Source organism: Nocardiopsis gilva YIM 90087, assembly GCF_002263495.1.
Classification (GTDB): Bacteria; Actinomycetota; Actinomycetes; order Streptosporangiales; family Streptosporangiaceae; genus Nocardiopsis_C; species Nocardiopsis_C gilva.
In genome coordinates, this window is record NZ_CP022753.1 from 3,650,019 (window position 1) to 3,668,017 (window position 17,999).

The window sequence follows — 17,999 nt, forward strand, 5'->3', positions numbered from 1 at the left end:
CCCGCGATGCGCTGCGGGGCGGGCACGTCGTCGATGAAGGAGCAGCGTCGAGCGCCCTTCAGCTCCCCATGGCCTCGACGAGGCTCTTGGGGCGCAGGTCGGTCCAGTTCTCCTCGACGTAGGCCAGGCAGGCGTCGCGCGTGTCCTCCCCGAAGACGGTCGTCCATCCGGCCGGGACCTCGGCGAAGGACGGCCACAGGGAGTGCTGTCCCTCGTCGTTGACCAGGACCAGGAAGCGGCCCTCGGCGTCGTCGAACGGGTTGCTCATGATTGGTTCCTCCTCAGGATGTCCGAGAGAGACAGGCCGGGGTCGGCCGCCGCCCCCTCCAGTACGGCTAGCAGGTCGTTGACCAGGCGCTCGGCAGTGGCCCGGTCGAACAGGTCCGTGGCGTAGATGAGGCCGCAGTGCACGGCCCCGCTCCCCCGCGGCTCGTAGAAGCTCAGCGTCAGGTCGGCGGGTGCCGTACCCGTCGCCACCGCGTCGAGTGTGCCGAGCTCGCCCTCCAGCTGCGTTCGCTCGGCCTGCTCGTGGTGGATGACCAGCACCTGCGGCCCCTCCCACCCGAGCTCGCGCGCCACGTCCTCCAGCGGGGTGTCCTGGCGGTCGAGCGCGCTGAGCGTGGTCTCGCGGACGCGCGCCAGGAGGTCGGTGAAGGCCGGGTCGCCGGTGGTGTCGGTCCGCAGCACCAGGGTGTTGAAGAAGCAGCCGACCAGGTCCGCCAGCTTGTCGTCGGTGCGCCCGGCCACCAGGGTGCCGATCGGCAGGTCCGACCCGGCCCCATGGCCGGTGAGCACCGTCGCCAGGGCCGACTGCAGGACCATGAACATGCTCGTCCGCGTCGCGTGGGCGAGCTCGTCGACGGCCGCGTGGATCCGCTCGTCGAGGACGAATTCGACGACCTCGCCCCGCCCACTGCGCGTGCCAGTACGTGCGCGATCGGCGGGCAGGGGCAGCTCGGTGGGGACGCCTCGCAGGGTGCGGCGCCAGTAGTCGAGCTGGCGGGATGCGAGGCTCTGCGGGTCGGCGGGGTCACCGAGCACCTCGTGCGCCCACTTGGTGTAGTCGCCGTAGCTGACCGGCAGGGGCTCCCAGGCCGGTGCGCCGCCCCGCAGCCGCGCCGCGTAGGCCGTGTTCAGGTCGCGCAGCAGCGGCACCACCGACCACTCGTCGACGCCGAGGTAGTGCAGGGTCAGCAGCAGCGCCTGCTGGCCCTCGCCCTCGCCTGGCACCAGGAGCCGCGCCCGCATGGGGGGCTCTGCGGCCAGATCGGGCTGCGCGTGGGCACGGCGGGCGAGCTGCTTCTCCACATCGTCGCACTGTTCCACGACCAGCTCGGGGGGCTCGACCGTGCGCTGGTACACGGCGCCGTCCCGCTCGACGAACACCGTGCGCAGCGGCTCATGGCGCTCCACCACATCGCGCAGCGCGGCGGAGAGCACCTCCGCGTCCAGTCCGTCGGGCGCGCGCAGCACCAGCGCGTGGTCGTAGGCGGGCAGCGCGCGGTACCGCGACCACCGCCACCGCTGGGCAGGGGCGAGCGGCAGCTCGTCGGGACGCTCCCGTTCCCGCAGTTCGGGCCGGGCCGCTTCGGCGCCGACGAGCTTCTCCACGATACCGGCCACGGTCGGGGCGTCGAAGACGTCCCGGATGGTCAGTTCGGCGCCGAACTCCGAGCGGATGCGGCCGAGCAGCCGCATCGACGACATCGAGTGTCCACCGAGCATGAAGAAGTCGTCGTGGACACCGATCTCCTCGATGCCCAGCCGGTCGAGGTCGAGGATCTCGCCGAAGAGCCGCGCCAGCAGGCGCTGCTCGGGCGTCGAAGGCCGCGTGTCCCCGGCCAGGTGGCTCCAGTCCGGTTCCGGCAGCGCCTTCTTGTCCAGCTTGCCATTGGGCGTCAGCGGCAGCGGGCCGTCCAGTGGCACGACGATGGCCGGAACCATGTACTCGGGCACCAGCCCTGCCACGTGCGCGCGCAGTTCGGCCGGGTCCAGCGGTGCGCCGCCGGTATCGGCCGGGACGGCGTAGGCGACGAGCCGCACGATGTCGCCCGCGCGGTCGGCGATGACCGCCGCCTGCGCCACCCGCGGGTGGGAGGCGAGGGCGGCGATGATCTCGCCGGGCTCGATGCGGAAGCCGCGGATCTTCACCTGGTCGTCGACACGGCCGAGGAAGTCGAGGTTCCCGTCGGTCCGCCAGCGCGCCCGGTCACCGGTGCGGTACATCCGCGACCCGGGCGGGCCGAACGGGTCGGCGACGAACCGCTCGGCGGTCAGCCCGTGCCGGGCGAGGTAGCCGCGGGCCAGGCCGCGGCCGGACACGTACAGCTCACCGATCACGCCGGGCGGTACCGGGCGCAGTCCGGCGTCGAGCACGTAGCACCGGGTGTTGGGGTCGGGGATGCCGATGGGGACGCGGGCGGTCGGGCCATGGTCCGGCTCGGGCACCCACAGGGTGGAGTTGACCGTGGCCTCGGTCAGCCCGTAGGCCGCGATCAGGTTGACCCTCCCCGCCCAGCGGTCGAACAGGTCCGGCGGCACGGTCTCGGTGCCGACGAGGATGGTCGATCCTTCCGGCAGCTCGCATTCGGCGGGCAGCGCCGACACCAGCGACGGCGGCAGGATCATGTGCGTGATGCCCTGCTCGGCGAGGAAGTCGGTGAGCGCGGCCCCCGCCACGCGTGCCTCCTCGGGGATGAGCACCAGGCGCCCGCCGTAGCACAGCGCCATGGACAGCTCGAACGCGAAGACGTCGAAGCCGATGGAGGCGAACTGCAGCACCGTGCTATCGGGGCGCAGTCCCATCTGGTCAACCGCGGTGGCGACCAGGCTGCCGATGCCCTCGTGGGAGACCACCACGCCCTTGGGGCGGCCGGTAGATCCGGAGGTGTAGATGATGTAGGCGGCCTGGTCCAGCGAGGTGACGCCGGTGGTCGGTTCAGCCGCACTGCCGACGGCGGCCTGCTCGGCGATGATGTCCGGAGCGTCGAGCAGCAGCGTGGCCACGCCCGCGACCTCGGGGATCTTGCCGGCCGTGCTCTCGGTGCCCACGACGATGCGCGCGCCGGAGTCGCCGATCATGTAGGACAGTCGGTCGCCCGGGTGGGACAGGTCGAGCGGCAGGAACGCGGCACCGAGCCGGAGCGTGCCCAGCACGGTGGCGATCATGTCGGCGGTGCGGGGGACCGCGACGCCGACAATGCTCTCCGGGCCGACGCCGCGCCGCCGCAGCAGCCGCGCGATCTCATCGGCGCGGGCGTCGAGCGCGGCGTAGGTGACCTCGCGCCCCCGGTCGACCACGGCGACGGCCTCGGGCTGCTCGGCGGCGCGCCGGGCGAACAGGCCGGGGACGGACAGCTCCTCGACCGTCCGCCGGGTGGCGTTGAAGTCCTCCAGCACCAGGCGCCGCTCGTCCTCGGCGAGGATGTCGACGGCACTGACCGGTGCCTCCGGTGCGGTGGCCACCGCACCGATCAGACGGGACAGGCGGTCGCCGAGCCGGGTGACGGTGGCGGCGTCGAACAGCTCGGTCGCGTACTCGATCCGGCACGAGATGCGGCTGCCGTCGGCGGCGTCCGTGTCGGTCGCCTCCGCCGCCGTTTCCATGTACTCGGTGAAGCTGAACACGAGGTCGAACTTGGCGGTGCGCGTCTCGTAGGGCACGCCCTCGACCCGCAGGCCGGGCAGTTCCAGCAGGTCGCCGGAGCGTGCGTGGTAGCCGACCATGACCTGGAACAGCGGGTTGCGGGCCGGGGTCCGCACCGGGTTGAGCCGTTCCACGACCGCCTCGAAGGGCACGTCGGCGTGCGAGAAGGCGGTGAGGTCGGTGTCCTTCACGCGCGCCACGAGCTCGCTGAAGCTCGGGTCACCGGAGACGTCGGTGCGCAGCACCAGCGTGTTGACGAAGAACCCGACCAGGTCGTCGAGGGCCTCGTCGGTGCGTCCCGCGATGGGGGCTCCCAGCGGGATGTCCTCCCCCGCCCCCATGCGGTGCAGCAGCGTGGCGACCGCCGCGTGCAGCAGCATGAACATGCTGGCGCCGGTCTGCTGGGCGAGCGTTCGCAGGGCCCGGCAGGTGGCGGGGTCGAGCTCCAGGTCGAGGTCGGCCCCCGCGAAGGTGGGGCGGGCCGGACGCGCCCGGTCGAGGGGCAGTTCGATCTCCTCGGGCGCGCCGTCCAGCGCGCGGGCCCAGTGGCCGAGCTGGCGGGCGGCGCGGCTGTCCGGGTCCGCGGCGTCGCCGAGCAGGCGGCGCTGCCACAGCGCGTAGTCCGCGTACTGGACGGGCAGCGGCTCCCAGTCGGGGGCGCCGCCGTCCCGCCGGGCGGCGTAGGCGGTGGCGAGGTCGCGCAGGAACGGGCGGTCGGACCACTCGTCGGTGGTGATGTGGTGCAGGAGCAGCACGACTACGTGGTCCTCGGGCCCGAGCTCGGCGATGGTCACGCGCAGCGGCAGCTCGCGGGTGAGGCCGAAGGGGCGTGCGACGGCGTCGCGGACGATCTCCTCCACCTCGTCCTCGTGGGCGGAGCGCGCCACGATCTCCGGTCGGGCCTGATCCGCGGGGACGATCCGCTGGAACGGCACCCCGTCCCGCTCGCCGATGAGTGTGCGCAGCGCCTCGTGCCGCGCCACGACGTCGCCCAGGGCGGCGCACCAGGCGTCGATGTCGAGGCCACCGCGCATCCGCAGCACCAGCGGGAAGTTGTAGGCAGCCGACGTGCCCTCCAGCTGCTGGATGACCCACAGTCGCTGCTGGGCGTGCGAGAGCGGGAGCTCGGCCGGGCGCTCGGCGGCGACCAGCTCGGGCCGGGGGGCCATACGCTCCTCGCTGCCGTCCCCCTGGGCGCGGCGCACCAGCTCGGCGACGGTCGGCGCCTCGAACAGGTCGCGGATGGCCAGTTCCGCCCCCAGCGCGGTGCGGGCCCGGGCGATCAGCCGGGTGGCCAGCAGCGAGTGGCCGCCGCGGTCGAAGAAGTCGTCGTCGATCCCGACGCGCTCGACTCCGAGGGCCTCCGCGAACAGCGCGCACAGCTCCCGCTCCTCCGGCGTACGGGGCGGACGGCTCTCCTGTGCCGCCGTGAACGCGGGGGCGGGCAGGGCCCGCACGTCGAGCTTGCCGTTCACGGTCAGGGGCAGGGCGTCGACCGCGACAAGGGCGGCCGGGACCATGTAGTCGGGCAGCCGCGCCTTGAGGTGGTCGCGCAGTTCGGCGAGGAGTTCCTCGTCGCACACGGCGTAGCCGATGAGCCGCTTGTTGCCGCCGGGCCCGGAGGCGTCGGCGATCACGGCGGCCTGCCGCACACCGGGGTGGACCTCCAGCTCCGCGGCGACCTCGCTCGGCTCGACGCGGTGCCCGCGGATCTTCACCTGGTCGTCGGTGCGGCCGAGGAAGTCCAGGTTGCCGTCGGGGCGGCGGCGCACGAGGTCGCCGGTGCGGTACATACGGTCGCCGGGTTCACCGAAGGGGTCGGCGACGAACCGCTCGGCGGTCAACCCGTGCCGGTCGTGGTAGCCGCGCGCCAGGCCGACCCCGGCGATGTACAGCTCGCCGGGGCTCCCGGGCGGGACGGGCCGCAGTCGGGAGTCGAGCACGTAGCCGCGGGTGTTCCAGATGGGGCATCCGACGGTCGGTGTCGCGCTGTCGAACGTGGAGCCGCCGAGGGTGTTGATGGTGTACTCGGTGGGGCCGTAGAGGTTGTAGCCGTAGGTGCCCTCGGTGTCGCGCAGCCGCGACCACACGGCGTCGGAGACCGCTTCCCCGCCGAGCAGCACCAGCGACGGGCGGTGGCGCCCTCCGGTGGCGCCGCTATCGGGCTGCTCGTCCTGTTCCAGCAGCCCCTCCTCGATGAGCAGCTGGGCATAGGTCGGCGTCACGTTGACGACATCGATGCGGTGGGCGTCGCAGTAGGCCACCAGGGCCTCGGCGTCGCGGCGCAGCTCCTCGTCGCACACGTGCACCTCGTGTCCTTCGACGAGCCACAGCAGCTCCTCCCAGGACATGTCGAAGGCGAAGGACACGGTGTGGGCGATGCGGAGACGTCGCCCCGCCGACGCGAGGGCGTTCGAGCGAGCGGAGCCGTCGATGCCGACAGCCGAAGGCTGACTCGCATCGGCGGCGGAGTCGAGTGAGGAGCCCGAGCGCGCAGGGGACACTGCTGCGGCAATGGCCGGGCCGAAGATGGCCTCCTGGTGGTTGAGCTGCATGTTGGTCAGCCCCCGGTAGGGCGTGACGACGCCCTTGGGGCGGCCGGTGGAGCCGGATGTGTAGATGACGTAGGCCGGGTGGTCCATCCGCCCGGGCCGACCGTGGGCGAACTCCGGCCGCTCGTCGTCGGTGACCCCGGTGCCGGGCAGCGCGTCCAGCTCGGCCCGGACGTCCGGGTCGTCGATGAGCACTGCTGGTACCTCAGCCTCGGCCAGGCCGGGGGCCACAGCGGACGTGGACAGCAGGCACAGCGGGCCGGTGTCCTCCAGCATGAGGGTGAGCCGGTCGGCCGGGTGGTCGAGGTCCAGCGGCAGGTAGGCGGCTCCGGTGCGCAGCACCGCGAACAGCGCGACCACCATCTCGATCGAGCGGGGCAGCGCCAGCGCGACCACGCGCTCGGGGCCGGCGCCGCGTGCCAGCAGCAGCCGTGCCAGCCGGTTGACGTGGGCGTCCAGCTCGGCGTAGGTGAGCGCCCGCTCCCCCGCCACCAGCGCGGTGGCGTCGGGCGTGCGCCGGGCCTGGTGGGCGAGCATGTCGGCGACGGTGTCGTCGGGCAGGGGCCGCCGCGTGGAGTCCCACTCCTGTTCCAGGGCGCGGCGCTCGGCCGCGGGCAGCGCGTCGACCGCGGCGAGGGGGGCGGTGAGGTCGGCCGCCAGGTTCTCCAGCGCCGTGGTGAACCGGGACAGCACGGCGGTGGCCGCGTAGGTGTCGAACAGGTCGGGGCGCGCGGCCAGGGTGATGCGCAGGCGGCGCTCGCCGGGCGTGACGATGAGGGTCAGCGGGAAGTGCGTGCCGTCCACGTTGGACACACCGGTGATGCCGTGGCGGCGGCGCAGCCCCGCCTGGCGCTCGTCGCCGTCGGCGTTGCGCAGCACGAACAGCGTGTCGAACAGCTTGCGGTGACCGGCCTCGCGCTGGATGTCGCCGAGGCCCACGTACTCGTGGGGCATCAGCGCGGCGCGCTCGGACTGGGCGCGGCGCAGCAGGTCGAGCACGGACTCGCGGGCGTCGAAGGTGAGACGCGTCGGCACGGTGTTGAGGAACATGCCGATGACGCTCTCGACGTTGGGCACCTCTACCGGCCGCCCGGCCACCGCCGTGCCGAAAACGACGTCGTCGCGGCCGAGCATGGAGGCCAGCACCAGTCCCCAGGCGGCGTTGAGCAGCGTGTTGAGGGTGAGGCCGTTACCGCGGGCCTGCTCGCGCAGCCGCTCGGTCAGCTCCTCCGACAGCCACGTGTCGACGTCGGCGGGGATGACCGGCTCGCGGCCGCGGTCGTCGGCGGCGACGAGCGTGGGCTCCTCCAGCCCGGCCAGCGCTTCGCGCCACGCCGCGGCGGCGGCTTCGGCGTCCTGGCGTTCCAGCCAGGCCAGGTAGTCGCGGTAGGAGCCGGGGACGGACAGCCCGGTGTCGTCGCCCGCCCGCTCATAGAGCGTGAACAGCTGCTCCAGGAACAGCCAGGCGGACCAGCCGTCCCACAGCACGAGGTGGTGGGTGATCAGGAGCCGGTCCCGACCGTCGGCGAGCCGGATGAGGCGCAGGCGGCACAGCGGCGGCCGGGCCAGGTCGAAGCGCTCGCGGCGGTCGTGGTCCATCAGGTCGGCCAGACACGAGGCCCGCTCGTCCTCGGGGAGACCGGACAGGTCGACCTCGGTCAGCGGAACCTCGGGTGCGGCGGCGATGAACTGCACCGGCCGCGGCACGCCGTCGCTGGTGAAGCCCGCGCGCAGGCTGGGGTTGCGGGCCAGCAGCGCCGCGCAGGCGGCACGCAGCCGGTCGGCGTCCAGGCGCCGGTCGAAGTCGAGGGCCTCCTGGGACATGTAGACGTCGAGGGCGCCCTCGTCGTAGCTGGCGTGGAAGTACAGGCCCTCCTGCAGGGGCGAGAGCGGCCAGATGTCCTCGACCGGGGCGGGGCTGAGTTCTTCGACCCGGGCGGTCTCCTCGGGGGTGAGCGCGAAAGCGGACAGGCTCAGGGCGTCGTCCGCGCCGGTCTCCGGGGCGGCCCCCTCCGCCGCCACCGCGGCGGCGAGCGCGGCCGGGGTCGTGTGCCGGAATACGTCGCGCGGGCTGATCTCCAGTCCGGCGGCCCGTGCCTTGCTGGAGACGCCGATGGAGGAGATGCTGTCGCCGCCGAGGATGAAGAAGTCGTCGTCGATACCGACCTCGGGCAGCCCGAGGACGTCGGCGAAGCTCGCGCACAGCAGGCGCTCGCGGTCGTCGCGCGGGCCGCGCGAGGACGTGGGCGCGGCAGCGGCGGGAGCGGGCAGCGCGGCGGCGTCCAGCTTGCCGCTCGGCGTGAGCGGGAGGTCGTCGAGGATGACGAACGCACTGGGCACCATCGGCGCGGCCAGCCGGTCGGACAGGTCGGCGCGCAGCAGCTCGGGATCGAGGTCGTCGTGTCCGCGGCCGGGGATGACGTAGGCGACGAGCATGCCGTCGCGGGCGACCACCGCCGCCCGGGCGACGCCGGTGGTAGAGGTGAGCGCGGCTTCGATCTCCCCGGGCTCGATGCGGTTGCCGCGGATCTTGATCTGCCGGTCGGTGCGCCCGAGGTATTCCAAGGCGCCGTCGGCACGCCGGCGGACCAGGTCCCCGGTGCGGTACATGCGGTCGCCGGGGGCGCCGAAGGGGTCGGCGACGAACCGGTCGGCGGTCAGCTCGGGGCGCCGGTGGTAGCCACGCGCCAGCTGGACCCCGGCGAGGTACAGCTCCCCGGGGACGCCCGGAGGCACCGGCCGCAGGCAGGCGTCGAGGACGTGCAGGCGGGTGTTGGACACCGGCCAGCCGATGGGGACCGAGGAGAGGGGGTCCGGGACGGCGGCGTCCTCCTGGGTGGAGAACGGGTACCAGGTGACGTCGACGGCCGCCTCGGTGGGGCCGTAGAGGTTGTGCAGCGGGACGCCCGTGAGCGCGTCCCAGCGGGCCGCGGCGTCGGTGCCCAGCGCCTCACCACTGCTGAAGACGCGCAGCAGGCTCGACGCCCACCCCGGGTCTGCGGTGACCTCGTCGGCGCGGAGGAACGCCTCCAGCATGGAGGGCACGAAGTGCAGGGTCGTGATGCCCCGGAGTCGGATCAGGTCGGCCAGGTAGGCGGGATCGCGGTGGCCGTCGGGTCGGGCGAGCACGACGGCGGCCCCCTCGCACAGCGCCCAGAAGAACTCCCACACCGAGACGTCGAAGCTGGAGGGGGTCTTCTGCAGCACGCGGTCGTCGGCGGTGAGGCCGTACTGGTCCTGCATCCAGGCCAACCGGTTGACGATCGCCCGGTGGGTGACGGCGACCCCCTTGGGGCGGCCGGTGGAGCCGGAGGTGTAGATGAGGTAGGCGGGGTCATCCGGGGCGGCCTGCGCGGCGGTGCTCCCCGCATCGGCTGCGGAGGCTCGCGTGCCGTCGGCCCCGGGACGGTTGTCAGCCGCACCGGACGCCGAAGCGGGACGAACGCCGTCCGCAGCGGACCCGGTAGCATATCCGGCGCCCAGACCGTCGAGCGCCCCACCGCGGTCGCCGCGGGTATCCACATCGGCCGCAGAAGCCCCCTTGCCATCGACATCACGACGACGGACGCCGTCCGCGCTCGACAAGGGCTCAACGGCGCCGGAAAGCGGCTCCACTTCCTCCGATCGCGCCGACGACGCGGGGACCGTCGCGGCGGCACCAGCGGCCCCTGTGGCACTGTCGGCGCCTGGGCTGTCGAGCGCCCCACCGTCGTCGGCGCGGGCACCCGCATCGGGGGCGGAGGCACGCGTGCCCTCGACGTCGAAACGGTCGTCGGCCGAGACGGCGGCCGCGCTTGGCACCGACGCCGGACGGACGCCGTTCGCGCTCGACGAGGGCTGGGCAGTACCGGGAATCGGCTCCGCTGCCTCCGGACGCGCCGACGACGCGGGGACCGCTGCGGCGGTCGGCGCCGAATCGGGGCCCTTGGTCGGCGGCCCGGCCCAGGACGAGCGGCTCCAAGCCGTCGAGGTGCGGCAGGCGGTCGGCGGAGTCGGGGACGGTGATGACCGTCCGCGCGCCGGAGTCGGTGAGCATGTAGGACACTCGGTCGGCCGGGTAGTCCAGGTCGACGGGGAGGTAGGCGGCGCCGGACTTGAGGACGCCCAGGAGGGCCACCATCAGTTCGGCGGAGCGCGGGACGGCGACCGCGACGACGTGTTCCGGTCCGGCGCCGCGTGCGCGGAGTCGGCGTGCGAGCGCTTCGGCCCGCTGGTCGAGTTCCGCGTAGGTGAGGGTCGTGCCCGCGTCGTCATCGGCGACGACCGCGATCGCCTCGGGTGTGCTGGTCGCCTGCGCGGTGATCAGTTCGGCGAGCGTGCCCTCCGGGATGTCGTCGCGGGTACTCGCGTTGAACTCGCGCAGCAGGTCGTGCTCGTGTTCGGAGAGCAGGTCGAGGCGGGCGATGGGCCGCGCGGGGTCGGCGGCCACGGCGGTCAGGACGCGCACGAGGCGGTCGGCCAGTTGCCGCACCACGGGTTCGGGCAGGCGGGCGGCGTCGTGCTTGAAGCGGAGTTCGAGGCGCTGCTCGCCCTTGGCCCCGTCCGCGCCCTCGGCGTGGCCGCCGGCGGGCATCACGATGAGCGCGAGGGGGTAGTGCACCGCGTCGTGCACCTCGATGCCGGTGATGTCCAGCGCCCGGTCGGCGCCTGCGGCCGTGCCTGCGTCGGCATCGGCGTCGGGCTGGTTCTCGACGACCACCAGGGTGTCGAAGAGCTCACCGAGCCCGGCCATGCGCTGGACCTCGGCCAGGCCGATGTGGTGGTGGTCGAGGAGCGCGGACTGCTCGTCGTGCAGCCGGGTGAGGGCGTCGGCGATCGTGTCGCCGGGGCGCCAGCCCATCCGCATGGGCAGGGTGTTGATGAACAGGCCGACCATCGACTCGATGCCCGCGACATCGGCGGTGCGCCCGGACACGGTGCTGCCGAACACGACGTCCGACCGCCCGGTCAGCGCGCCCAGCATCAGGCCCCAGGCGCCGTGCACGACGGTGCTCAGGGTCAGGCCGTTCTCCCGCGCGCGCGCCGTCAGGTCGGCGGTGAGGCGTGCGGGCAGCGCGGTGGTCACCACTTCCGGCTGCGGCGCCCGCTCCTCGGGGGCCTCCACGAACCGGGTCGGCTCGTCCACTCCGGCCAGCGCGGCCTGCCAGGCCTCGCGGGCGGCCCCGTGGTCGCGGCCGGCCAGCCAGGACAGGTAGGCGCGGTGGCCGGTGGGCTCCGGCAGGTGCCCGTCGGCGTAGCCGACGCGCAGGTCGCGCAGCATGATCCCGACCGACCAGGCGTCGGCGATGATGTGGTGCAGGGTGAGGACCAGCTTGCACCCGCCAGCTTCCGCGCCGTCTCCGGTGCGGATCAGCATGGCCCGCAGCAGCGGGGGCCGCTCCAGGTCGAAGCGCTCGGCGCGGTCCCGCTCCAGCAGGTCGTCGAGCCGGGCGTCCGACGCGTTCGCGCCGGTGCGGTCGATCTCCTGCCAAGGCAGGTCGACCCGCTCGGCCACGCGCTGGACGACGCGGCCGTCGGGCAGGCGGTGGAACCCGGCCCGCAGCAGCGGGTGACGGTCGAGCACGCCCTGCAGGGCGCCGCGCAGCGCGGCGGCGTCCACGTCTCCGGCGAGGTCGAGCACCTCCTGCACGGCGTAGATGTCGGCGGCGCCCTCGTCGAAGACCGCGTGGAAGTAGAAGCCTTCCTGCAGCGGGGACACCGGCAGCGCCGCGTCGTCGAGTTCGACCGGCGTGGCGGCGGCTGCGACCGGCGCGTCCCCGTTCGCCGCGGCGGCGTCGACGGTGTCGGCCAGTGCTGCCACCGTGCGGCGCGAGAAGACGTCGCGCGGTGTGATGGCGAACCCGGCACGCCGGGCCTCGTTGACGAGGCGGATGGCGATGATGCTGTCGCCGCCCAGCTCGAAGAAGCCGTCGTGGATGCCCACGGCTTCCAGGCCGAGCACCTCGGCGAACAGGTCGGCCAGCGCCCGCTCGGTGGGCGTGGTGGGGGCGGCGTCGCCGACGAGCGCGTGCCAGTCGGGCTCGGGCAGCGCCTTCTTGTCGAGCTTGCCGTTGGGGGTCAGCGGCAGCGGGCCGTCCAGCGTGACCACCGCCGAGGGCACCATGTACTCCGGCAGCGCCGCGGCGGCGTGGGCGCGCAGGTCACCGGCGCCCGCCGCACCCACGGCGTAGGCGACGAGGCGCTTGGCGCCGCGCTGGTCCTCGCGGATGACCACGGCGGCCTGGGCGACCTCGGGGTGGGCCATGAGAGTGCTCTCGACCTCGCCGGGTTCGATCCGGTAGCCGCGGATCTTCACCTGGGCGTCGGTACGGCCGAGGAAGTCGATGTTGCCGTCGGGGCGCCAGCGGGCGCGGTCCCCGGTGCGGTACATGCGCGCCCCGGGTTCGCCGTAGGGGTCGGCGACGAAGCGTTCGGCGCTCAGCGCCTGGCGGCCGAGGTAGCCGCGGGCCAGGCCGCGTCCGGCGACGTAGAGCTCGCCCTCGACGCCGACGTCGACCGGGCGCAGCGCGGAGTCGAGGATGTAGCAGCGGGTGTTGGGGTCGGGGACGCCGATGGGGACCCTGCTTTCGGCGCGCTCAGGCTCCTCGCTCGTCTCCGCCGCCGACGCGTCGGGCGCTTCGCGCCTCGGCATCGACGGCTCCGCTCGCTCGCTCACCTTCGCGTCGCGGTCACCGGGGTCGGCGGCGTCAGCCCCCATGCCCACGACCCACAGGGTGGAGTTGACCGTGGCCTCGGTGAGCCCGTAGGCGGCGACGACGCGCAGCCGCTGCGACCAGCGGGCGATCAGCTCGGTGGGGACGGTCTCGGTGCCGACGACCAGCACCGCGCCCTCGGGCAGCTCGCACTCGGGGGGCAGCGCGGCCACCAGGGACGGCGGCAGGATCATGTGTGTGCCGCGCTGCTCGGCGATGTAGTCGGTGAGTTCGGCCCCGGCGACGCGGCGCTCGGCGGGCACGATGACGCTGCGGCCACCCACACCCAGTGCCATGGTCAGGTCCCACACCGCCACGTCGAAACCGACGGAGGCGAACTGGATGACGCGACTGGTCGCGTCGACGCCGAGGCGGTCGACCGCAGTGGCGATCAGGCTGCCGATGCCCTCGTGCGAGACAACCACGCCCTTGGGGCGGCCGGTGGAGCCCGAGGTGTAGATGACGTAGGCGGCCTGGTGCAGGTGGGGGGTGGCGGGCGGCGCGGCGTGCTCGTAGCCGGAGGTGTCGGCCGTGTCGAGGAGGAGGGTGGCCGGTGCCGTCAGGTCGGCCGGCTCCGGGAGGTCCGCCGGTCCGGGCAGGTCGCCGGTGAGGCCGGAGGTGGTGATGGTGAGCCGCGCGCTGGCGTCCGACAGCATGTAGGCGATGCGCTCGCGCGGGTGGTCCAGGTCGATCGGCAGGTAGGCGGCGCCCGCCTTCATGACCGCGAGCAGGGCGACGACGAGGTCGGTCGATCGGGGCAGCGCCACGGCGACGACGTCCTCGTCGCACACGCCGCGCTCACGCAGGAGGTGGGCGAGGCGGTTGGCGGCGGCGTCCAGCTCGGCGTAGGTGAGGCGGTCGGCTTCGCACACCACGGCGATGTTGTCGGGGGTGCGGGCGGCCTGGCGTTCGACGGCGCCGGGCCAGGTGACCTCCTCGACCTCGCGCGGGTCGGCCCCGAGGTCCTCCAGCAGCCGTCGGCGCTCGGCTTCGGGCAGCAGCTCGATGGCCCCGATGGGGCGCTCCGGCTGCGCGGCCATCGCGTCGAGCACGGCGAGCAGCCGGTACTCGTGCCCGGCCAGCTCCTCGGCGCCGCACACGGCGACGTCGGCGTCGAGGCTGATGGTCAGGCCCGGGCCGTCGGCCTGCTCGTTGACGGCGATCGAGAGGTCGTTGACCGGTCCCAAGGCCAGGCTGCGGTGCTCGACGTCGTGGTCGCCGAAGCGCATCCCGTTGCCGGTGAAGCCCATGACGTTGATGGTGGGCCCGACGAGCTGCGGCAGGCCGTCGGTGAGGCCGAGTTCGCGGGCAAGGTCCTCGCCGCGGAAGCGGCTGTGGGCGACGGTGTCGCGGACGGCCGCGTCAACGGCACGCACCAGCTCGTCCGGTGTGGTCTCGGGACGCACGGCCAGACGCAGGGGAAGGACGTTGGAGGCCATGCCGGGCACGTCGCGTGTCGCGGCGTCGAGGCGCGCGGTGACGGGCAGGCCGAGGATGACGTCCTGGGTGCCGGTCGCGCGGTGTACGTAGGCGGCGACGGCGGCGATGGCGACGCGCGACAGCCGGGTGCCGCTCTGCTCGGCCGCTGTGCGCAGCGCCTGGGCGCGGGCCGGTGGAAGGTCGACCGTGCGACGCAGGAAGCGGCGCATCTGGTAGTCGGAGCGCTCGACCAGGCGCGCCGGTTCGGGCCGGTCAGCGAGCAGCGCGTGCCAGTAGTCGCGGTCGACGTCGTGGTCGGGCGAGGTGAGGTAGGCGGCGTCGGCGGCTCTCAGCCGGTCCAGGGGGCCGTAGCCGTTCAGCTCCGGTCCCGCTGCGGCCGACGCCGCCTGCTCTCCCTCCCCAGGGCTTGTTGCGGCGATGCGGTCCGTGTCCTCCGTGAGGGACGCGGTGTAGAGGGCGGCGGCCCTCCGCGTGATCAAGGTGCCGCCGTAGGCGTCCATCACGAGGTGGTGGTAGCGCTGGTACCAGCGGACGTGCTGCTCGTTGAGGCGGATGAGCGCCTGGGTGAACAGCGGGCCGTGTTCGAGGTCGGCGACCCGGTCGAGGTCCGCGCGCATCCATGCGTCCGCGGCGGCCTCGGGGTCGGGCTCGGCGCTGAGGTCCAGCAGCCGCGGCGCCGGGTCGGCCGGCGCCGCGGTCTGCCGCGGAGTACCGTCGGTCCCGTCAGAACCGTCGGTTGGGGCGGTCCCGTCGGCGGTGGGGAACACCGTGTGCACGCTCTCGGCCTCGGCGACCGCGCGCCGGACGGAGGCGGCGAGCCGGTCGAGGTCGACACGGCCGCGGATCTCCACGCACCATGCGATGTTGTAGACAGGGTTGTCCGGCTCGACCTGCTGGGCATGCCAGACACCGGTCTGCGCACTGGTCAGGGGCTGACCATCGAACACCATCGGGACGCCTTTCCGGCTACGGTGACTTCGGGTACTTCGGTGGGGGTATTCGCTACTTGTCGTCAGCCGTCAGCAGCGGGACGGTCTCGTCGACCGCGTAGGGGATCGACAGGACGGTGTTGAAGGAGAAGGCGGCGCCGATGTCCGGGTCCTGATACGGGATGAACAGGTCGTTGCCGTCCTTGACCACGTCAAGGCGCTGGTAGAGCTTCTCGCCCTTGATGCGGTCGTTGGCCTCCTCACTGGAGGTCACCCACACCACGCGGTCGGCGGAGTCGAGCAGGTCGAGCTTCTCGGAGCCGAACTCGGCGACGTTCATGTTGTTCTCGACGAGCTTGTCGACGTCGTCGGAGAGCTTGAAGCCCAGTTCCTTGAAGAAGATCGCCTTGGGGTCGGTCTTGGCGAAGGCGGAGTAGACACCGGGCTCGAAGCTGTCAGCGACGATCACGGTCTCGTCGGCGAACTCCGGGTGCTCCTCGCGGACCTTGGCGAACTTCTTGTCGGTGTCCTTGATCAGCTTGTCCATCTCGGCTTCCTTGCCCAGGGCCTTGCCGATCCGGCGGGACATCTCCTGCCAGGGCGCCGCGTAGTCGGGGTAATCCTTCGGCTGCGCGACGACCGGAGCGATCTTCGAGAGCTTCTCGTACTGCTCCTTCTGCATGCCGGAGTACTGGGCGATGATCACGTCCGGCTCAAGCTCCGCGACCTTCTCCATGTTGTACTCGTCGCGCTCGCCGACGATCTCGGGCTTGTCATCGCCCCAGCGGTCCTTGGTCCACGGCCACTTGCCGTAGGGGTCCTCCTTGAACCAGTCGACCGCGCCGACCGGCTTCACGCCCAGGGCGAGCACGGCGTCCTGGTCGGACAGGCCGAGGGTGACGACCTTCTTCGGCTCGGAGGTGATCTCGGTCTTGCCGTACTTGTGCTCGATCGTGACCGGGAAGGCGCCGTCGCCGGAGGCGTCGCCGTCGGACGACGACGCGTCCTGGCCACCGCCGCCACAGGCGGTCAGCGCCATGGCGAGCGTGAGCAGCAGCGCCGCGAAGGCGTGCTTGGGGGACATCGGTTCCACCTTTCGAACAGTGCGGTGCAGGGTGCGAGCGGGGTCAGTAGGGTGCCCTGGGCCGCAGTGAGGGCGCCCCAGGGCACGGTCAGGGGGTTGGTCGATCGACCCCGGTCAGCCGGTCGCCCCGAGCGCCTCCGGCTGCCGGGGAAGCGCGGCCGGAGTGCGCTCGGTGACCGACCGGAGGATGTCCGCGGAGCGGATCGACACGTTGGAGAGCAGCGAGGAGGTGATGCCGTGCGTGTGCTCGGTGCCGCCCTGCAGGTAGAGGCCGCCGTTGACGCCGGGGGTGGTCGCCACCCGGTAGTCGCGGTCGACGCGCAGGCGCCCTTCGTCGTCGCGGAGGCAGTCGCGGGCGAGGTCGCCGAGCAGCCCGACGGGGGAGGCCGGGCGGTAGCCGGTGGCGAAGACGGCGATGTCGGCGTCGAGCACGTCGACCTTGCCGGTGCTGGCCGATTCGAGCGTGGCGCGCACGCCCCCCGCGGACTCGGCGATGCCCGTCACCCGGGTGAGATTGAGCATGTGCAGCCGCTGCTGGCCGAGGACCTTCTCCTGGTAGCTGCGCCGGTAGAGGTCGTCGATGAGTTCGATGTCGACCACGGAGTAGTTGGTGTTGCCGTGGTAGTCCATGATCCGCCGCTTGGTCTCGGCCGGCGCCTGGTAGAAGTCGTCCACGGCCGCCGGGTCGAAGATGCGGTTGGCGAACGGGGAGTCGTCGGAGGGGCTGTAGCCGTACCGGGAGAAGACGGAGTAGACCTCGGAGGTGGGGAAGCGCCGGTGGAGGTAGGCGGTGGCCTCGGCGGCGCTCTGGCCGGCGCCGACGACGACGAAGCGCTTGGGATCCTCGGTGTCGTCCGCGGCGAGCTTCTCGACGTTGGGGACCAGGTCGCGGTTGTGCCAGACGCGCTCGGAGGCGGTGACGCCCTCGGGGAGGGAGGGGCGCAGCCCGGTGCCGAACACCAGGTTGCGGGCGCGGTAGACGGTCTCCTCGCGCTCCTGGGCGGCGTGGTCGGCGGGCACGGCGACGACGTCGAAGTACTCCACCGTGCCGTCGACGGTCACCGGGCGCACGGTGAGGACCTCGCTGCTGTAGGAGACGAGGTCGGACAGCTTGGCCGCGGCCCATTCGAGGTAGTCGTGGAACTCCACGCGCAGCGGGAACAGGTTCTTGTGGTTGATGAAGTCGACCAGCCGGTCGGCGCTGTGCAGGTAGTTCAGGAAGCTGAACTCGCTGGTCGGGTTGCGCAGGGTGACCAGGTCCTTGAGGAAGGAGACCTGCATGGTGGCGTCGTCGATCAGCATGCCCCGATGCCAGCCGAAGCGGGGCTGCCGTTCGAGGAAGAGCGCGGTGAGGCCGTCCCCGGCCCTGCTGTCTGCGCGCTCGGGCTCCTCGCTCGCTCCGCCGCCGGCCCACTCGAGCCTTCGGCCGTCCGGGGCCGACGACTTCACTCGCTCGCTCGCCCTCGCGTCGGAGGCCTTCTCGTTGCGCTCCGTGACCGCGATCGCCAGCGCCAGGTTCGAGGGGCCGAAACCGATGCCGATGAGGTCGTAGAACGGAACCCCATCGTCGGGAATTGCCAGTGACATACCTGTCCCATCACTCGAGCGAGTATCACTCAGTTGGTCGGAGTCTTGGAGTGTGCGGGCATGGCTCAA

General features: G+C 72.7%; 5 protein-coding genes. All 5 read right to left on the reverse strand.

Annotated elements, in window-relative coordinates; all coding sequences use genetic code 11:
- Window positions 1-58: 58 nt before the first annotated feature.
- The 5 genes from CDO52_RS16630 to CDO52_RS16650 all read right to left on the reverse strand — a co-directional run bounded on the left by CDO52_RS16630 (window position 59) and on the right by CDO52_RS16650 (window position 17,930).
- Window positions 59-268: an MbtH family protein gene (locus CDO52_RS16630; protein ID WP_017617838.1), complete on the reverse strand. Its 210-nt coding sequence runs from the start codon at window positions 266-268 to the stop codon at window positions 59-61.
- Window positions 265-9,813, reverse strand: a complete 9,549-nt coding sequence (locus tag CDO52_RS16635) for an amino acid adenylation domain-containing protein (RefSeq protein WP_332459822.1) — start codon at window positions 9,811-9,813, stop codon at window positions 265-267. Before CDO52_RS16635 ends, CDO52_RS16630 begins: the two co-directional genes overlap by 4 nt.
- Window positions 9,788-15,280, reverse strand: coding sequence for a condensation domain-containing protein (locus CDO52_RS28800; protein ID WP_094932512.1), 5,493 nt, complete (start codon window positions 15,278-15,280; stop codon window positions 9,788-9,790). The genes CDO52_RS16635 and CDO52_RS28800 overlap by 26 nt, the downstream gene beginning before the upstream one ends.
- 52 nt (window positions 15,281-15,332) lie before the next feature.
- On the reverse strand, window positions 15,333-16,343 hold the full coding sequence (locus CDO52_RS16645; RefSeq protein ID WP_017617841.1) for an iron-siderophore ABC transporter substrate-binding protein: 1,011 nt from the start codon (window positions 16,341-16,343) through the stop codon (window positions 15,333-15,335).
- Window positions 16,344-16,457: 114 nt separating this feature from the next.
- Window positions 16,458-17,930: a lysine N(6)-hydroxylase/L-ornithine N(5)-oxygenase family protein gene (locus tag CDO52_RS16650; protein WP_017617842.1), complete on the reverse strand. Its 1,473-nt coding sequence runs from the start codon at window positions 17,928-17,930 to the stop codon at window positions 16,458-16,460.
- Between the last annotated feature and the right edge of the window lie 69 nt (window positions 17,931-17,999).